The organism is Ruegeria sp. CDSA141 (assembly GCF_059612005.1).
The window spans coordinates 444,843-458,155 of record NZ_JBXWPT010000001.1 but is presented as its reverse complement, the minus strand read 5'-3'; the positions used below and the strand labels follow the sequence as shown (position 1 = coordinate 458,155).

Below are 13,313 nucleotides of genomic sequence, written 5' to 3'. Positions count from 1 at the left end.
GTAACGAAAATGAATGAGTCAGAGCGCACCCAATTCGAAACACGAATTCGCGAACGATTGGCGGAATTGCAAGAGGTGTCAGCCTCGGGACAGCAGGCTCAGGCCATTGTCGAGCTGGATCAACAGGCCGTTGGACGGCTGAGTCGCATGGATGCACTGCAAAACCAGGCCATGGCCAAGGCACAGCAGGCCAATCGCGATGTAGAAACACGCCGGCTTCTGGCCGCGTTGGCGCGGCTTGACGACGGCGAGTTCGGATATTGCGAAGACTGCGGCGAACGTATTCCGGATGGGCGGCTGAATCTGGATCTGGCGGCCAGCAAATGCGTCAGCTGCGCGTCCGGATAGTCTGAAATCTGGCAAGCTGGTGCAGAACCACCTCAAAACACTGACAGTATTGCAGATCATCAAACCCGGGTTCATCTGCCAGGACCCTGTTTCGCGCAACGGCCATAAGTGAACCATTGCCGTAAATCGGGTGGAGCTTGCCCGTGCGCTCCAAATGCCTGTCGGCCAATTCCGCCTCGTGGATCATCCGGGTAAACAAAGCCTCCCGGTCCGGCTGCGGCACGACCAGCAAGGCGCGCGCCGCAGCACTGACATCCCCATGAAGAACCGGCCGCATCAGGCTGCTTGGCCAACCACAAGACGCGACCAAGCACCCGGTCCGAATACAGCAGATACCTGGGCCACGTCGACCTCATAACCCCCTGTCAGACCATCCGCCGCTTTCATGGCTGTCGAATAGGTCCACCTTGGCTCGGATGTCAGTTCTTCACGCACAAGGGTTCCACCCGCAATGACACGGACCAGATAGGATTCGCTTTCTTCTCCCAAGGGGATCTCCAGCCCCGACCAGTCGTCCGCATCTGTTCGGGCACGTCGAATCCAGGTAAGCTCATCAACGGCAGCACCAGACCGAAGCCGCATGTGCACTGGCGCGTACGGGCGCAATCCGTTGCCATCAAACGAGGCAATCAGGTGTTGATAGGACGCGTCATCATAGCCGCGGGTTGCAGGCCCTATGCGATAATGCTTGGCAAGACGCCTTTCGTTTCGCAGCAGGCTGATCTGTTGCACCCTGTCATTCAGCAGAACGAATACTGATCCATCCGACCAGACATCAGGCATCAAAGCGTCTGTTCCCAATTGCCCCCTGAGCCGCCCGGACAATGCGTATACGTCCGGGGCCTCGAGCGCCGCGTCAGAGAACTGAAAAACTTCCCAGTTACCGGGTGTTCCATCACCGATTGCAGCGAGATTGACACCATTCATTACCGAGCTGCGAGGACGGGATTCCAACTGACCCGCAAGCAGTCTGACCTTCAAGGCAGGGCCCTCATCCCAGACACCGAAACTGGCGCGCCTCAGCGGTGTTTCGGTTACGCCGACCACTGCCCGTTGGGCAATGACATCGCTCAGGCGATAGCTATCGTCACTGGACGAGGAATAGACCGTTGCAGCCCCAGGCCATGGGTCTCCGGTAACCGCCAGATAGGGCGCGTGAGGGGCCTCGGCCCCGGTGATCAAGGGCAGGTCCAGAAAGACCGGCAGCACGGGAACCGGCGCGGCATACGGTCTGACCGTTGCCGGGTCGTCATTCAATTCGGATGCCTTGTACACGCCCTGCTCGATCCGGACCGCTTCAACCAGTTGCAGGTCAGCGGATTCCAACCGGTCAATCCGGTACACCGGCCCGGTTTCAGCGTCTGTCAAACGAACCAGATCTCCTGCCCCCAGGTGCACTTGAGACGGCGGAAGCGCAAACCGAACCGTATCGCGGGAAACTCTGGCTTCGCTCAACCAACGTTCGGCGGTTTGCCGCCCTTCGGTGCGGGTCATGGACAGGGGCATCTCATTCACCGATACGGAATGGGTGCGATCATCGGGCAAAACCGCCTCTTCCGCGACGACATCATGATCCGCGTCCGACTGAACAAAACGCAGGCGAACGCGCCCGGTCATCTCGGCCTCGGCCTCGCGCCGGTATTCGAGCGAGCTTTCAAGATCGCTGCTGATCGCCAGATGATCGGGGTTCAAGGCAACTGCGCCGTACCCGTCGCGCATCTGGAACTTCAACACTCCATCCCTTTCGATCGCATCAAACCCATAGCGCAGCATCAGCGGCTGCAAGGCGGAACGGGCGTTTGTTACATCTTCGATGACATACCCGCGGACCACACCGTACAGACCAGAGACATCGATATCCGTGACACCTGCGCCGTGGCAGATCTCGGTCACCACGGATGCCAACGTACGAGACCCGGACCGACCGTTCAGCCAGTGCCCTCTGGGATAGTTCTCGCCATCGCCCCACTGGCTTCTCAGGTTTGGAAAGGTAGGAAATGGACGGGTATCCCATGCCCAGACATACGCGTTTGCCATATCCAGCATCGGCGCGTTGTAGATGTCCGAGATCGGATTGACCTTCGGATCGCTCCAATAGCCAAGCATCGCGGCCAGATACTGAACCTGGATGAAGTCGTCGCGCAGCCCGATTGAATACGCAGGCAACAGCGATTCCGATGACTTTGGGTCCAGGAATTTGTTCGGCTGGTTCGTGCCCTTGTCGATTGCCGCACACCCTAACTCGGTGAACCAGATCGGTTTCGAGCCGGGCACCCAATCGGTCGGGTTGGGTTGACGCACGCCTCCGATCCGTTCGTGATGCGGATTCGACCACCAGTTGCGCAGGTCCTTGTATCGCCAGATCCACGGCTCGTCATGCCCCTGATCTTCGATCGGAGTTCTGATCTGCGCTTCCGCCTCTTCCGGAGAGGCGTAATACCAGTCATATCCTTCACCGCCTTCAATGTTGCTGCGAAGATAACTCAGGTCGTAGATCGAAGGCGCGCCGGCCTCGGCGTCCAGATGGTGTTCACCATCACGCCAATCGGACAACGGCATGTAGTTGTCGATGCCGATGAAATCGATGTTGTCGTCCGCCCAAAGAGGGTCGAGGTGAAAATACCTGTCGCCGGTGCCTTCTGGCTGGTATCCAAAATACTCACTCCAGTCCGCTGCATAGCCGATTTTCGTGTCCGGCCCCAGAATCTGACGGATCTCGGCCGCCAAGACGCGAAGCTGCGCAACGGCCGGAAAGCCCGAAGCCCCCCTGATCTGGGTCAGGCCCCGCATCTCGGACGATATGCAGAATGACGAAACACCGCCGGCAGCCTTGCACAACATGGCATAGTGCAGAATGAAACGCCGCAGGCTCCATTCCTGAGGGCCGGTGTATTTGATGATTTCTTTGGCCGTGACGCCGCTGTCCCCCAGCAACCCGCCAAGGTTACCGCCCCCGGTTACCTAGGTTAAACCGGTATCGCCTCTGTCATCAGGTCGGCCACCCGGTCTGGGCCTGACCGGACCACCCGTGCCGCCGCCGGTACCGCCCGATCCGTTCGAATCCTGGTTGATCGCAAAATCCTGTGCACGTGCTGATCCAAAGAACGCAGCGACCTGTGCATCGGCCCATGCCGTCTGGTCCGAAGAACCCGGGTGCCCCGGCGCCACATCCAGGGTAATCCGCCCACGCCATGGCAGGTGAGGCTGACTTGAAGCATCCGACCAGGGATCAGGCAGCCCGTTCCCCGGCAATTGCTCCATCAGGATGAAAGGATAAAACATCACCCGTTTACCGGATTGGTTCAGATGGCGGATCGCCTGGACCACTGCCGCATCGGCCGGAGTCCCCCCATAGACCGGTCGGCCGTTCTGCCGAGCCACAAGCCCCGCGTCGCTTCGGGCCTGATCAGACACGATCCAGGGCATATCGTTGCTGTCTATCTCACGCTGTTCGATCTTGGGCCGAATTTTGCATTGCCCGCATCTCAGATCGTCGCCGAACCACGACACCACCAGTGATGCGGCATCACAATTGGGCAACTCGCTTTCCAGAGCACCGGTCGAGGATACAAGATCCGAGGCACCAGACGCGGAATGTGCGTTGGCTGGCCAGCTTTTACCAGATTGTGAGTAATTCACCTGAGAGCTGGCCAGAGCGTATTCTCCGGTCCCCGGTATCATGGCGACCCCGCGCACGATCTGAGACACCGCGCTGTCATGATCGGGCATGTCTCGCTGCGTGGGGCGAACAATTTCAAATGAAAACTGCGGCACCCGGTTGCCGAAAGCGCCGAGCGGGAAGTCCTCGATCACGACATAGGCCGTTCCGCGATATGCCGGAACTGTTCCAGCACCTTCAATTGCCTCGATCAGCGGATCCGGCAACTGATCCCGCGTGCCATGATAAACCCGCATGTTGAGGCCGGATCGATCTTGTTCTTCTCCATCCGCCCAAATGCGCGCGACATCGGCAATCTCACCGGCGCCAACCGCAATTGCCAGCGAAATCGAGTAACTGTACGTGACGGTAGTCACCTCAGGGGTCTTGGGTTTTCCTTTGCCACCCCCGCCACCACCCTCTGTGGTCGTCGTCTGGGTCTCCAAAAAGTCCGAAGCCCAAATGACCTGACCACCCACACGCATACGGCCAAACACGGTGGTCACCGGCGCGCCTTCGCCGGTTTCCGTCAACCGAAATCGATCCATGCGGCCGGTTTCGACGACTTCACTGCCACTGCCCATAACGGACTGGTTAAAGAACTTCTGATCAAGGACCCGCCCGACCGTCGCACCGACGGCCCGACCGATAACTGCGGTTGAAAGGCCCGCGACCGTGCCCCCAATCGAACCGCCCAGCGCAGCCCCGGCTGCGGAAAGAAGAATAGTGGCCATCAATACATCTCCATCGGGAATTCGAAACAGGAAACGATACGGCGGTACCAAGGCCTGCTCAGTGCGTTTTCCACCACGCCATGGCCGGAATACGCGTGAATAAAGCGGGGCTCGGGTTGCGTGGTACAAACGATGCCCAAATGCTTGGCGACGCTTGTGTCGCGCATCCGAAACAACAGAACGTCCCCCGAAGCCATCTTGCCTATTGGTTTTTCGACCAGATGCCGCCTGGCAGCCACCCACATACGTTCCTCACCCTGCGGCTCGGACCAGTCTATGCTGTATGCCGGAACAGATTCAGGTTCCTGCCCGATCACAGCGCGCCAAACGCCCCGCAACAGGCCCAGACAATCCGCACCGGCACCCTTGAACGAGGCCTGATGCACATAGGGCGTTCCAAGCCAATTGCGCGCCTCGGCCACAATATCCTCTCTACACGTCGTCACCGTATGCTGCCTCCGCTATTGGCTTTGCTTTTCTTGGGAACAGCCATGACCCAGTCTTCGCCCGGAAGATCTGGGAACCCTTGAAAATTCAGAAAGTTGTCGAACTTGAACTGGCAGGTTTCCATGCGCTTGTCGCATCCTGCCCGCAGTTTAACACTGTCGCCAATCGCCAGGCTTGCCCCGAATCCGGACCAAAGTGTGATCTCTCGCCCTGTTGCAGTCTGCCTGTCGTTCTTGATCGACGACCACAACCCCTTGGCAGAACCGGAAACAACATCAACGCGACCCCGTTCGAACCAGCCTTCTTCAATGGTTTGACCCCCTGCAACATGCAGAAGGGTGCCGCCATCGAAACCCGAGATCACACCTTCGAACCAATAGCCCGGTGTGTCGGTGTTGAACCGGCAGGCCCGATCCCCCAACACAGCCGTGCAGGGCTTCTGGTAAACACGCCCCAAAGGGCGGTTCAGCAAGTCGGTCAGGCCACGCAATTCCGCATGGAAAGCGCCGCCAGAGCGGCGCAACTCACCAATTGAACCACGGAACTGAAGGACGCGCTGATCCAGATCGGCCCAGTTGACCAACCAGGCGCGCACGTCGGCCCCGTCAAAACGTCCTGCCTCGATATCCACGTCGCGAATGGCCGCGTCAGACAGAGCGCCCATTGCTTCCGTGTTGTCGATGGACAGGCCCGTGGCTTGCTCGATGGCAGCGGCCGTCAGGCCGGTACTGGCCTTGAAGGTCAACCCGTCAAAACTCAGCTCCATGTCGTGGTCGGTAAAACCGTATTCCTGACCGTCCTTGCGTTTGATCGCCCAACAACGGCAGACCGTTGTCATCCCGCTCTGCAAATGCGTGTGCAGGCCCTGTATATCTTGAGCCATCAGATGCGCACCTCAACCACAGGAACGTTCGGTACATCACCGGCCTGAAAACTGGCGACACTGGTCTGGATTTTGTCGGTGTCAAAGCGCACCGGCACATCAAACTCAAAACCCGCGGTGATATCGATCTCTTCCGGCGGCGGGTCCGCAAACGTGACCTTGCCCGTCGTCAGTTCAACATCAAAATCCACGCCCTCGCGGACCTCATCCTGATCCAGACCCAGACGCACTGTACCCAATACCGGTTTTACGATAGGGCGCGCATAGCTGACCCCGCCCGAATGGTAGGTCTTGATCAACTGAAACTCGGTGCGTGTACCGTCGCCTTTGGCGATCACCTGATCTCCGAAACTGGTGTCCACCGTGGCCTTGCCGGATTTGAAATCCGACCAGTCTTTCCAGCGAAAGCCGAACATCTGACCCTGTCGTGCTTCGAAGAACGAAATCAGCGTCTCGATATCGTCCAGCGAACGCATTCCCAACCCCGCATCATATCGGCGGCGCGAATGGGCCCAGGGCGTGTTGCGCTCTTCAAAGCCATTGGCCAACGTCACAATGTCCGTCCGCCGTTCCGGGCCGCCGACCGAGCCAAAGCTTAGACTGGCGGGAAATCTCACCTCGTGGAAATTCATCAGCTGCTCCCTGATTTATCTATTGCGATTGCCACGCCCCAGCGCGCGGCTCATCTGGGCCGCTATCTGCCCCTGAGACCGGCGGAACCCTTGAACGTCCGGTGTTGAAATGTTCATCACCACATTCACAGCACGCCCAGCACCCTGCGTCCGCACGCCCAGCTTGCCATCGGCCCCACGCGCCAGCGGCATGATCGCCTCAGGCCCGGCTTCTCCCATCAGCCCGGTGCCGCCGCGCATGGGAAACGTTGTCGGGCCGCTGACCACACCACCATTGGCGAAGGGCATCACCCGGCCCTGGCTGAAGCTGCCGCCATCAGCAAAAGGCAGAATTCCCTTCACCAACCCGCCAACCGTGTTGGCTAGCATTCCGCCAAAGTGATCCGTTACCGGCTTGATCGCAGCCGCATAAGCCGTTTGGATCAAGGAGTTCTTCAGGACATCCAGCGCGCCGGAAAGACTCATCCCATCCAGAACGACACCATCGAAGGCCTTGCGCAATCCGCTGGACATGCCACGCTCCAGCGTGGCGACATCCTTGCCGGTCTCTTCAAATGCGGCACTGATGCGCTTCATCTGGCTGTCAAACGCCGCCGCCATAGTCGCAGCATCGCCGAGGGAATCGCCCAGCGCTTCTCCACGTTCTTGCAGGTCATCAAACCCGTCACGATCTGTCATCACGCTCTCCTTGTGTCTTGTCCGGATAAGCCGCCAGCAAAGCATCCAACCCCGCCCGGTTCATTGCGGACACGCCGGACCCCTGCCCCAGCATCAGCCGCAGCTCTGCCGGGGTCAGACGCCAGAATTGATCCGGCGTCAGTCGCAGCCCCAAAAATCCGGCCCTCATCAGGGCAGGCCAGTCGAACCCGCTCATGTGCCCTCCGGCACCATGAAGGCGCGCGCCAACAATTCGGCTCCAGTTCTGGCTGCAGCCATGGGGCCGCCTTCGATCTCGGCATGCATCAGGTCGGCCCGGGCAACGTTCCAGCCACCGCCCCGCAGACCGGCAACGATGAGGGCCAAAACATCCGCACTGGAATACGCTCCGCCCTCAAACCGTTGCACCAGCTCAACCAGCGATCCTGCATTCAGCTCCTGCTCCAGCTCCGCCAAAGCACCAAGCGTCAGCTTGAGCACCCGCTGCTCGCCATCGATGGTCAGCGCCACCTCGCCTGTCCACGGATTGGCCATCGGATCAAAGCGCCGTAAAGGTCAGAGCACCGGCACTGGCCATGCTCATCTCATAGGTCGCCTCACCGTTGTGCGAACCTGCGTACTCGATGCTGGTGACCTGAAAGCGACCTTCAACAACCCCAAAATCAGGGATGATGACCTGAAAGGCCGGAGTTTCACCATCGAAGAACAACTGCCGCGCACGCTCATCAGTGCCGGCATCCCTGAATACACCGGAACCGGAGATCGAAGCTGATTTGACCCCTGCCCCAGACAATAGCTCGCGCCATCCACCCTGACTTTCCAGGCTGGTGACATCCACACTTTCAGCATTGAAACTGATTCGCGTGGCCCGTAGCCCCGCGATCGTCTGGAACAGGCCGGTGCCGTTCATATCCACTTTGACCAAAAGGTCTTTTCCGTTCTGGGCAGCCATGTGCTCTCTCCGTTGATTGCTTAGTCATCTTCCACGCGAGCGCGGAATTTCAGGTCGATCTGGCGGATGGTGCCGCCGGTCCCGGTACGCCGGGCCGAAGCGCGCTCGAACCACAGTCCCACCAGCCGACCGCGATCCAGGTTAAGTGGCGCGTTTTCCAGCGCGTCACACACCGCGCCGGCCAGTGTCTTAGCAGCGCCAAATCCTGCCGACTCGGACACCACTGAAACGGTGAAACGGTGTATTGCGCCCGTGCCTGATCGGTCCGAGGCGTCTCGCACCTCTTCCGGGCCCAGCATCACATAGGTCTGCGGCACGGTTCCTGCGGGTACTGCATCATAGATCGCGCCACCCGATTGACTGCTGACTGCTGCGTCCGCTGAAAGCTGCTGATACACGGCCGCCTGCAAAACGGCAGAAACGCCATAGCTCATGCCGCCACCTCTTCATCTGCGAAACAGGTCAGGTACTTGCCGCGGGCGTCAAGTTCGGCCACGGCCCGGATTACAAAACGCCGATTGCCCTCGCGAAACCGCTGATCAGGCGCGGGACGCCTCGAAGACCCCATGCGCGCCCCACGCACCACGATGCGATACCCGACACGCGACACGGAAATTCCAGCGATCTGCCGTTCTGCTCCACTGCGCGCCGTCACTTCGGCCCACAGTGTCCCCATCGCAGCCCATGTTTCGGTATAACCCCCCGACCCATCAGCACTTCGCATTGGCGCCTCCAGCACCAGTTTACGGTTCAGATGCGGCGTTTTCATTGCGAAATCCCCGCCCCGAAACGCACCATGCGATAGCGCTGGATCAGGCTGGTGACACCAAAGGGCATACAACCCGCGCCCAATGAGGTTTCATCTCGGTATTCATAGTAATGCGCCGCCAGCAGCAATACCGCCTGCCCCAGATCAGCAGGCAACCCGCCCCAATCCTGAGCCATCCCCGCGACAAAAGAAATCTTAGCAGAACCACCCGTTTTGATGGCAGGCAGGCTGGATCCCATAGGACGCACCCGGGGCCGTTGGCTATCATGCTCCAGCCGATAAGTTGCGGCGTCTGCAGCCGTTTCAGCGCCGCTCTTGTCGGTCAGCGTCAAAGCCAGCACTGAAACCACCGGGGCCACGGGCAACACCTCTCCCGATGGGTCGCGCCACCTGTACAAACTCCACGAGAAGTTCCGCGCGATCAGAACCGTGCCGGTGCGTGCCTCGATCGCCGCAATGGCGGCTCGCAGGAACCCCTTCAACACTTCGTTCTGCACATCATCCTCGGCAAAACCCGTGCCCAATCTCAGATGCGCCTTGAACTGATCCACCGGCAGCGCCGCATCCGCGATGGCGGCCTCTTCGATCAACATCATCCACTCACTCCGCAATCTCGGACCCCTCCGGGGCCCCATCCTTGGAAAATGACGGGCACGCGCCGCCCCACGTTGCTCGGACGGAGGGGAGCAGCTAGACAACGCAGAGGATCTCACCCCGGCCCGCGCCCGCCGTCCGAGGGGCCAGCGCCCCCCGGATTCAGCCCGCGTTAGGCGGTGCCGAATTTCACCAGCTTGATCGCAGCGAAATCGCTGACATCGCCGCCGACGCGTTTGGTCGCATAGAACAGCACATGCGGCTTGGCGCTGAACGGATCGCGCAGCACGCGCAGATCAGGACGCTCGGCAATGGTGTAACCAGCCTGGAAGTCACCAAATGTAATTGAGAAACTGTCGGATGCCACATCCGGCATGTCCTCGGCGATCAGTACCGGATACCCCATCAGACGCGCCGGCTCACCTGCGGCCAGACCATCGGACCACAGGAAGCGGCCATCGCTGTCTTTCAACTTGCGGATCAGACCTGCGGTCTTCGAATTCATCACGAAGGTGCCATTGACCCGGTATTGCGCGCCCAGCGCATAAACCACATCGACAATCGCATCCGCGTCGATACCTGCATCAATACCAGTCGCAACATAGCCCAGGCTGCCCCAGGACCACGCATCATTCGGTACGGCTCGGTGGATCATCAACCCTTTGGGCTTGTCGACGCCATCGCCGTTGATGAAAGCCGCCGCCTCAGCGCGTGCAAATTTGTCGGCAATGCGCCCGGCCAGCCAACCTTCGACATCGAAGGCGCTGTCATCCAGCAGACGCTGCGACGCCTTGGGCAGAGCGCTCAGCTCGTGCAGCTGGATCGAGATGCGATCGATCGACGGGGTTCCGGTTTCCGCCGTGGCCGAGTTTTCATCCGCCCAGCCCGCACCTACATCGGTGTGATCAATCAGCACGTCGAACGAATTTGCCTCGACATTCACAACCGATGCAATCGACCGGATAGATGCCGTCGAGTTCAAAACGGACTTGATCGTCTCGGCGGTCTGCGGATCAACCAGATAGCCACCATCGCTGTTGACCGCTGAGGACAGCGATTTGGCTTCCATCTCGAGGCCGCGCAGCCCGTCATCTTCGCCAGACCGCACATAGGCATCAAATGCCTTCTGATGTGGGGCTCCGTCCTCGATCGAAGCCGCAAGATGCGGGCGTGCCGCGATAGTTGATTTACGATCCAGCATGGTCAGTCGCTCTTCTGTCTGTTGCAGTTTGGTTTTAACTTCGGCTTTCAGGCCCTTGAATTCATTTACGAAGCCAGCCATCGCCTGCTTCACCTCCTGAACCAGGGGCGCACCCTCTCCGGTCAAGGCCGGGGTTTCGGTCTTGCTCATCAGCATGTCCTGTTCTGAGTGGTTTTGAGGCGCGCTAGTTCCGCGCCAGCTCCTGCCGGGCATCGTTGAATACGTCGGCAATACAGCGCAGGGCCTCCTCGGCGTCAGGGTTTCGCCCCTCCGCCGCCACCCGCGCACTGGGCAGCATCGGGAACGTCACCAAGGACACCTCCCACAGCTCCAGTTCGGTCAGGACCCGCTGGCCCTTGTCATTCTTCACCGCCCGCTTGGTGCGATAGCCAATCGACAGACCATCCATCGCGCCTGCCCGGATCAGCTCCGCCGCCTCGCGGCCCTTCTGCGTGCTTTCCAGCAAACGCCCCTTGACCCACAGGCCCCGGTTATCCTCACGCACCTCGTCCCAGATACCGATGGGCTGCGCCGGATCGTGCTGCCACAGCATCTTGACCCGCTGACCCGCCTTGACCAGCCCGTCAAGCGAGCTTTGATAGGCCCCGCGCTGCACCACATCGCTGCCCTGATCGACCTGACCGAACAGGCTGGCATAGCCCTCGATCACTGCGTCCTCGGACACCGACAACCCGTCGCCAAACCGCGCAAACTTATGCTCCAAATCCATGAACTTCTCCGTGTAACTTGCTGAACTCATGGCGCCACCACCAACAGAGACTGAAACGCCTGTGCCAGGATCACCGCCGCCACGCCATAGACCGTCAGCCACAACCGGCGTTCCAGCCGCTCCATCATCTCTTCGATCTGATCCAGCCGCCGACACAAATGCGCATGCTGAATCTCGGCCACCCGCTCATGCGCGGCCAGACGCAGGCCCGGCGCGCAATCGAACGGCGGATATCCCTCACTCATCGGCACGCTCCGGCAGCCCCAGCAACGCGCGTTTCTCAGCGTCCGACAGGAATTCGGCACGGCTGACACGCGCCCATTGCGCATCTCGCTCTGCCGACAGCGCCGATACCTGATCCAGGTCGGGTTTCAGCATCAAATCCTCACCAGAGAACCCCACCAGCCACTCCGACACCGCCGCCGCCACCCGCGTCACCAGGGGCAGCACGGTCAGGCGGTAAAACGCCCGGTTGGCTTCCTGATAGTTCGAATAGGTCGCGTCGCCTTGAATCCCCAGCAACATTGGCGGGACCCCAAAGGCCAACGCGATCTCGCGGGCGGCGGCTTCCTTGGTCTTTTGAAACTCCATGTCCGAGGGCGAAAAGCCCATTGGCTTCCAATCCAGCCCCCCCTCCAGAACCATCGGACGGCCTGCATTGCGCGCCCCGCGATAGTTCTGCTCAATCTCATCGCTAAGACGGCGGAATTGATCCTCGGCCATCACCCCATGGCCATCGCCGCCCTTCCACACCAGCGCCCCCGAAGGCCGCGCAGCATTGTCCAGCAGAGATTTTGACCAGCGAGACGCACTGTTATGCACATCAATCGCCATTGCCGCAGCTTGCATCGGCGAGAACCCATAGTGATCATCCTGCGGGTGGAACGACTTTATGTGACAGATATTTTCCGCCGCAAACCGGTGCTTCTTGCCGCCCACTGCATAGTCATACGCCTTGGGCCACCCATCCGTCCCCGGCACCACGCTCATCCGGTCAGATCGCAACACATGCAGCTCAACCGGCAGGCCTTCCTCGGCCTGCACCGCCTCAACATAAGCATTGCCCGACAGCAGCAACTGCCCGAACAGCGTCTCCATCAACTCCGCCCGCCCCTGCGCCGCATTCGGACGGCGCATCAGGGACAGGATCGGATGCGCATCATAGCGCTGCGCCTGATCCTGCAGCACCAGAGGCAGTGCCGCCGCCGCCTCGGCAATCAGCTTGACCGAGCGAAACCCCACCGGGTTCCCCGAAAACCCCGTCCGCGTCAGCGACACCGCATCCCGAGGGCTCCACGCCACGCGCCCGCCCGTCTGCCACGCCACCACCGGCCCCGCAGCGCTCGCCTTCGCCTCGGGCGCCTCACCAGCCGATCCACGACGCAAGAAATCGAATACCATCTGTGCTCCTTTCTGCCGCCGCTCTGCCCGGCTTGTTGAAAGGAGTTATGACGGAAAGAAGTTTAAGCCTCGGGAATGGGGCGTACGGGGGGTGGGCAACGGGTCATTCACCTGGATCGTTTCGGTTTGCGAACCTATCCTCGATCACACTAAACATGAGAATGACGTATACCCAAGGCAATGCAAGAACGTAGTAAAGAACTGATCTTTGTCCAGAAATCGACGCAACCACCAAAATTGCGACAAAGACTAACCGGACATGCAAACCTCGCGTCAGAACGGGGAGCTCATCTGCAGTCTGCGGTCT

General features: G+C 60.0%; 16 protein-coding genes and 2 pseudogenes. 1 reads left to right on the top strand and 17 read right to left on the bottom strand.

Annotation, left to right across the window (positions count from 1 at the left end; genetic code table 11):
- Nucleotides 1-9 precede the first annotated feature (9 nt).
- On the top strand, nucleotides 10-348 hold the full coding sequence (locus tag AC2FLP_RS02310) for a TraR/DksA family transcriptional regulator (protein WP_299894003.1): 339 nt from the start codon (nucleotides 10-12) through the stop codon (nucleotides 346-348).
- On the opposite strand, the gene AC2FLP_RS02305 is transcribed toward AC2FLP_RS02310, so the two are convergent.
- The 17 genes and pseudogenes from AC2FLP_RS02305 to AC2FLP_RS02225 all read right to left on the bottom strand — a co-directional run bounded on the left by AC2FLP_RS02305 (nucleotide 329) and on the right by AC2FLP_RS02225 (nucleotide 13,006).
- Complete coding sequence (locus tag AC2FLP_RS02305; protein WP_496681002.1) at nucleotides 329-625, bottom strand: DUF7742 family protein; 297 nt, start codon at nucleotides 623-625, stop codon at nucleotides 329-331. The genes AC2FLP_RS02310 and AC2FLP_RS02305 overlap by 20 nt on opposite strands.
- Nucleotides 625-3,258, bottom strand: a pseudogene (locus tag AC2FLP_RS02300) (baseplate multidomain protein megatron); the annotation flags it as partial. The gene AC2FLP_RS02305 and the pseudogene AC2FLP_RS02300, both read right to left, overlap by 1 nt.
- Before the next feature lie 159 nt (nucleotides 3,259-3,417).
- A pseudogene (locus AC2FLP_RS02295) lies at nucleotides 3,418-4,740 on the bottom strand (baseplate multidomain protein megatron); the annotation flags it as partial.
- The gene (locus AC2FLP_RS02290) at nucleotides 4,740-5,186 is read right to left on the bottom strand and encodes an NlpC/P60 family protein (protein WP_171362673.1); all 447 of its coding nucleotides are present in this window, start codon (nucleotides 5,184-5,186) and stop codon (nucleotides 4,740-4,742) included. The gene AC2FLP_RS02290 and the pseudogene AC2FLP_RS02295, both read right to left, overlap by 1 nt.
- Nucleotides 5,183-6,070 (bottom strand): phage/gene transfer agent baseplate hub protein, encoded by an 888-nt coding sequence (locus AC2FLP_RS02285; RefSeq protein ID WP_299894011.1) that lies wholly within the window; start codon nucleotides 6,068-6,070, stop codon nucleotides 5,183-5,185. Before AC2FLP_RS02285 ends, AC2FLP_RS02290 begins: the two co-directional genes overlap by 4 nt.
- Nucleotides 6,070-6,702, bottom strand: coding sequence for a DUF2460 domain-containing protein (locus AC2FLP_RS02280; protein WP_117868630.1), 633 nt, complete (start codon nucleotides 6,700-6,702; stop codon nucleotides 6,070-6,072). Before AC2FLP_RS02280 ends, AC2FLP_RS02285 begins: the two co-directional genes overlap by 1 nt.
- A 15-nt stretch (nucleotides 6,703-6,717) precedes the next feature.
- Complete coding sequence (locus AC2FLP_RS02275) at nucleotides 6,718-7,380, bottom strand: RcGTA-type gene transfer agent tail tape measure protein (RefSeq protein ID WP_171204954.1); 663 nt, start codon at nucleotides 7,378-7,380, stop codon at nucleotides 6,718-6,720.
- Nucleotides 7,367-7,576, bottom strand: coding sequence for a rcc01693 family protein (locus tag AC2FLP_RS02270; protein ID WP_117868628.1), 210 nt, complete (start codon nucleotides 7,574-7,576; stop codon nucleotides 7,367-7,369). Before AC2FLP_RS02270 ends, AC2FLP_RS02275 begins: the two co-directional genes overlap by 14 nt.
- Entirely contained in the window at nucleotides 7,573-7,893 is a 321-nt protein-coding gene (locus AC2FLP_RS02265) for a gene transfer agent family protein (protein WP_117868627.1), read from the bottom strand. The genes AC2FLP_RS02270 and AC2FLP_RS02265 overlap by 4 nt, the downstream gene beginning before the upstream one ends.
- 4 nt (nucleotides 7,894-7,897) lie before the next feature.
- Nucleotides 7,898-8,311 (bottom strand): phage major tail protein, TP901-1 family, encoded by a 414-nt coding sequence (locus AC2FLP_RS02260; RefSeq protein WP_117868626.1) that lies wholly within the window; start codon nucleotides 8,309-8,311, stop codon nucleotides 7,898-7,900.
- Nucleotides 8,312-8,331: 20 nt separating this feature from the next.
- Nucleotides 8,332-8,745 carry a DUF3168 domain-containing protein gene (locus AC2FLP_RS02255; protein WP_299894021.1) on the bottom strand — a complete coding sequence of 138 codons (414 nt, stop codon included), beginning with the start codon at nucleotides 8,743-8,745 and terminating at the stop codon, nucleotides 8,332-8,334.
- Nucleotides 8,742-9,080 carry a phage head closure protein gene (locus tag AC2FLP_RS02250; protein ID WP_496681007.1) on the bottom strand — a complete coding sequence of 113 codons (339 nt, stop codon included), beginning with the start codon at nucleotides 9,078-9,080 and terminating at the stop codon, nucleotides 8,742-8,744. The genes AC2FLP_RS02255 and AC2FLP_RS02250 overlap by 4 nt, the downstream gene beginning before the upstream one ends.
- Nucleotides 9,077-9,676 (bottom strand): head-tail connector protein, encoded by a 600-nt coding sequence (locus AC2FLP_RS02245; protein ID WP_117868623.1) that lies wholly within the window; start codon nucleotides 9,674-9,676, stop codon nucleotides 9,077-9,079. Before AC2FLP_RS02245 ends, AC2FLP_RS02250 begins: the two co-directional genes overlap by 4 nt.
- Nucleotides 9,677-9,846: 170 nt before the next feature.
- Nucleotides 9,847-11,025 carry a phage major capsid protein gene (locus tag AC2FLP_RS02240; RefSeq protein ID WP_299894028.1) on the bottom strand — a complete coding sequence of 393 codons (1,179 nt, stop codon included), beginning with the start codon at nucleotides 11,023-11,025 and terminating at the stop codon, nucleotides 9,847-9,849.
- Nucleotides 11,026-11,059: 34 nt separating this feature from the next.
- The gene (locus AC2FLP_RS02235) at nucleotides 11,060-11,605 is read right to left on the bottom strand and encodes an HK97 family phage prohead protease (protein WP_496681010.1); all 546 of its coding nucleotides are present in this window, start codon (nucleotides 11,603-11,605) and stop codon (nucleotides 11,060-11,062) included.
- A 26-nt stretch (nucleotides 11,606-11,631) separates the two neighbouring features.
- Nucleotides 11,632-11,850 carry a GTA head formation protein, RCAP_rcc01685 family gene (locus AC2FLP_RS02230; RefSeq protein WP_299894033.1) on the bottom strand — a complete coding sequence of 73 codons (219 nt, stop codon included), beginning with the start codon at nucleotides 11,848-11,850 and terminating at the stop codon, nucleotides 11,632-11,634.
- Nucleotides 11,843-13,006 (bottom strand): phage portal protein, encoded by a 1,164-nt coding sequence (locus AC2FLP_RS02225; RefSeq protein ID WP_496681014.1) that lies wholly within the window; start codon nucleotides 13,004-13,006, stop codon nucleotides 11,843-11,845. The genes AC2FLP_RS02230 and AC2FLP_RS02225 overlap by 8 nt, the downstream gene beginning before the upstream one ends.
- Nucleotides 13,007-13,313: the final 307 nt, after the last annotated feature.

Coding starts and splice junctions, on each gene's coding strand:
- AC2FLP_RS02305 (WP_496681002.1), bottom strand. CDS start 625: ATGCGGCCGGTTCTTCATGGGGATGTCAGTGCTGCGGCGCGCGCCTTG.
- AC2FLP_RS02260 (WP_117868626.1), bottom strand. CDS start 8,311: ATGGCTGCCCAGAACGGAAAAGACCTTTTGGTCAAAGTGGATATGAAC.
- AC2FLP_RS02225 (WP_496681014.1), bottom strand. CDS start 13,006: ATGGTATTCGATTTCTTGCGTCGTGGATCGGCTGGTGAGGCGCCCGAG.
- AC2FLP_RS02230 (WP_299894033.1), bottom strand. CDS start 11,850: ATGAGTGAGGGATATCCGCCGTTCGATTGCGCGCCGGGCCTGCGTCTG.
- AC2FLP_RS02240 (WP_299894028.1), bottom strand. CDS start 11,025: ATGAGCAAGACCGAAACCCCGGCCTTGACCGGAGAGGGTGCGCCCCTG.
- AC2FLP_RS02270 (WP_117868628.1), bottom strand. CDS start 7,576: ATGAGCGGGTTCGACTGGCCTGCCCTGATGAGGGCCGGATTTTTGGGG.
- AC2FLP_RS02255 (WP_299894021.1), bottom strand. CDS start 8,745: ATGAGCTATGGCGTTTCTGCCGTTTTGCAGGCGGCCGTGTATCAGCAG.
- AC2FLP_RS02245 (WP_117868623.1), bottom strand. CDS start 9,676: ATGATGTTGATCGAAGAGGCCGCCATCGCGGATGCGGCGCTGCCGGTG.
- AC2FLP_RS02235 (WP_496681010.1), bottom strand. CDS start 11,605: ATGGATTTGGAGCATAAGTTTGCGCGGTTTGGCGACGGGTTGTCGGTG.
- AC2FLP_RS02265 (WP_117868627.1), bottom strand. CDS start 7,893: ATGGCCAATCCGTGGACAGGCGAGGTGGCGCTGACCATCGATGGCGAG.
- AC2FLP_RS02275 (WP_171204954.1), bottom strand. CDS start 7,380: ATGACAGATCGTGACGGGTTTGATGACCTGCAAGAACGTGGAGAAGCG.
- AC2FLP_RS02280 (WP_117868630.1), bottom strand. CDS start 6,702: ATGAATTTCCACGAGGTGAGATTTCCCGCCAGTCTAAGCTTTGGCTCG.
- AC2FLP_RS02250 (WP_496681007.1), bottom strand. CDS start 9,080: ATGAAAACGCCGCATCTGAACCGTAAACTGGTGCTGGAGGCGCCAATG.
- AC2FLP_RS02285 (WP_299894011.1), bottom strand. CDS start 6,070: ATGGCTCAAGATATACAGGGCCTGCACACGCATTTGCAGAGCGGGATG.
- AC2FLP_RS02310 (WP_299894003.1), top strand. CDS start 10: ATGAATGAGTCAGAGCGCACCCAATTCGAAACACGAATTCGCGAACGA.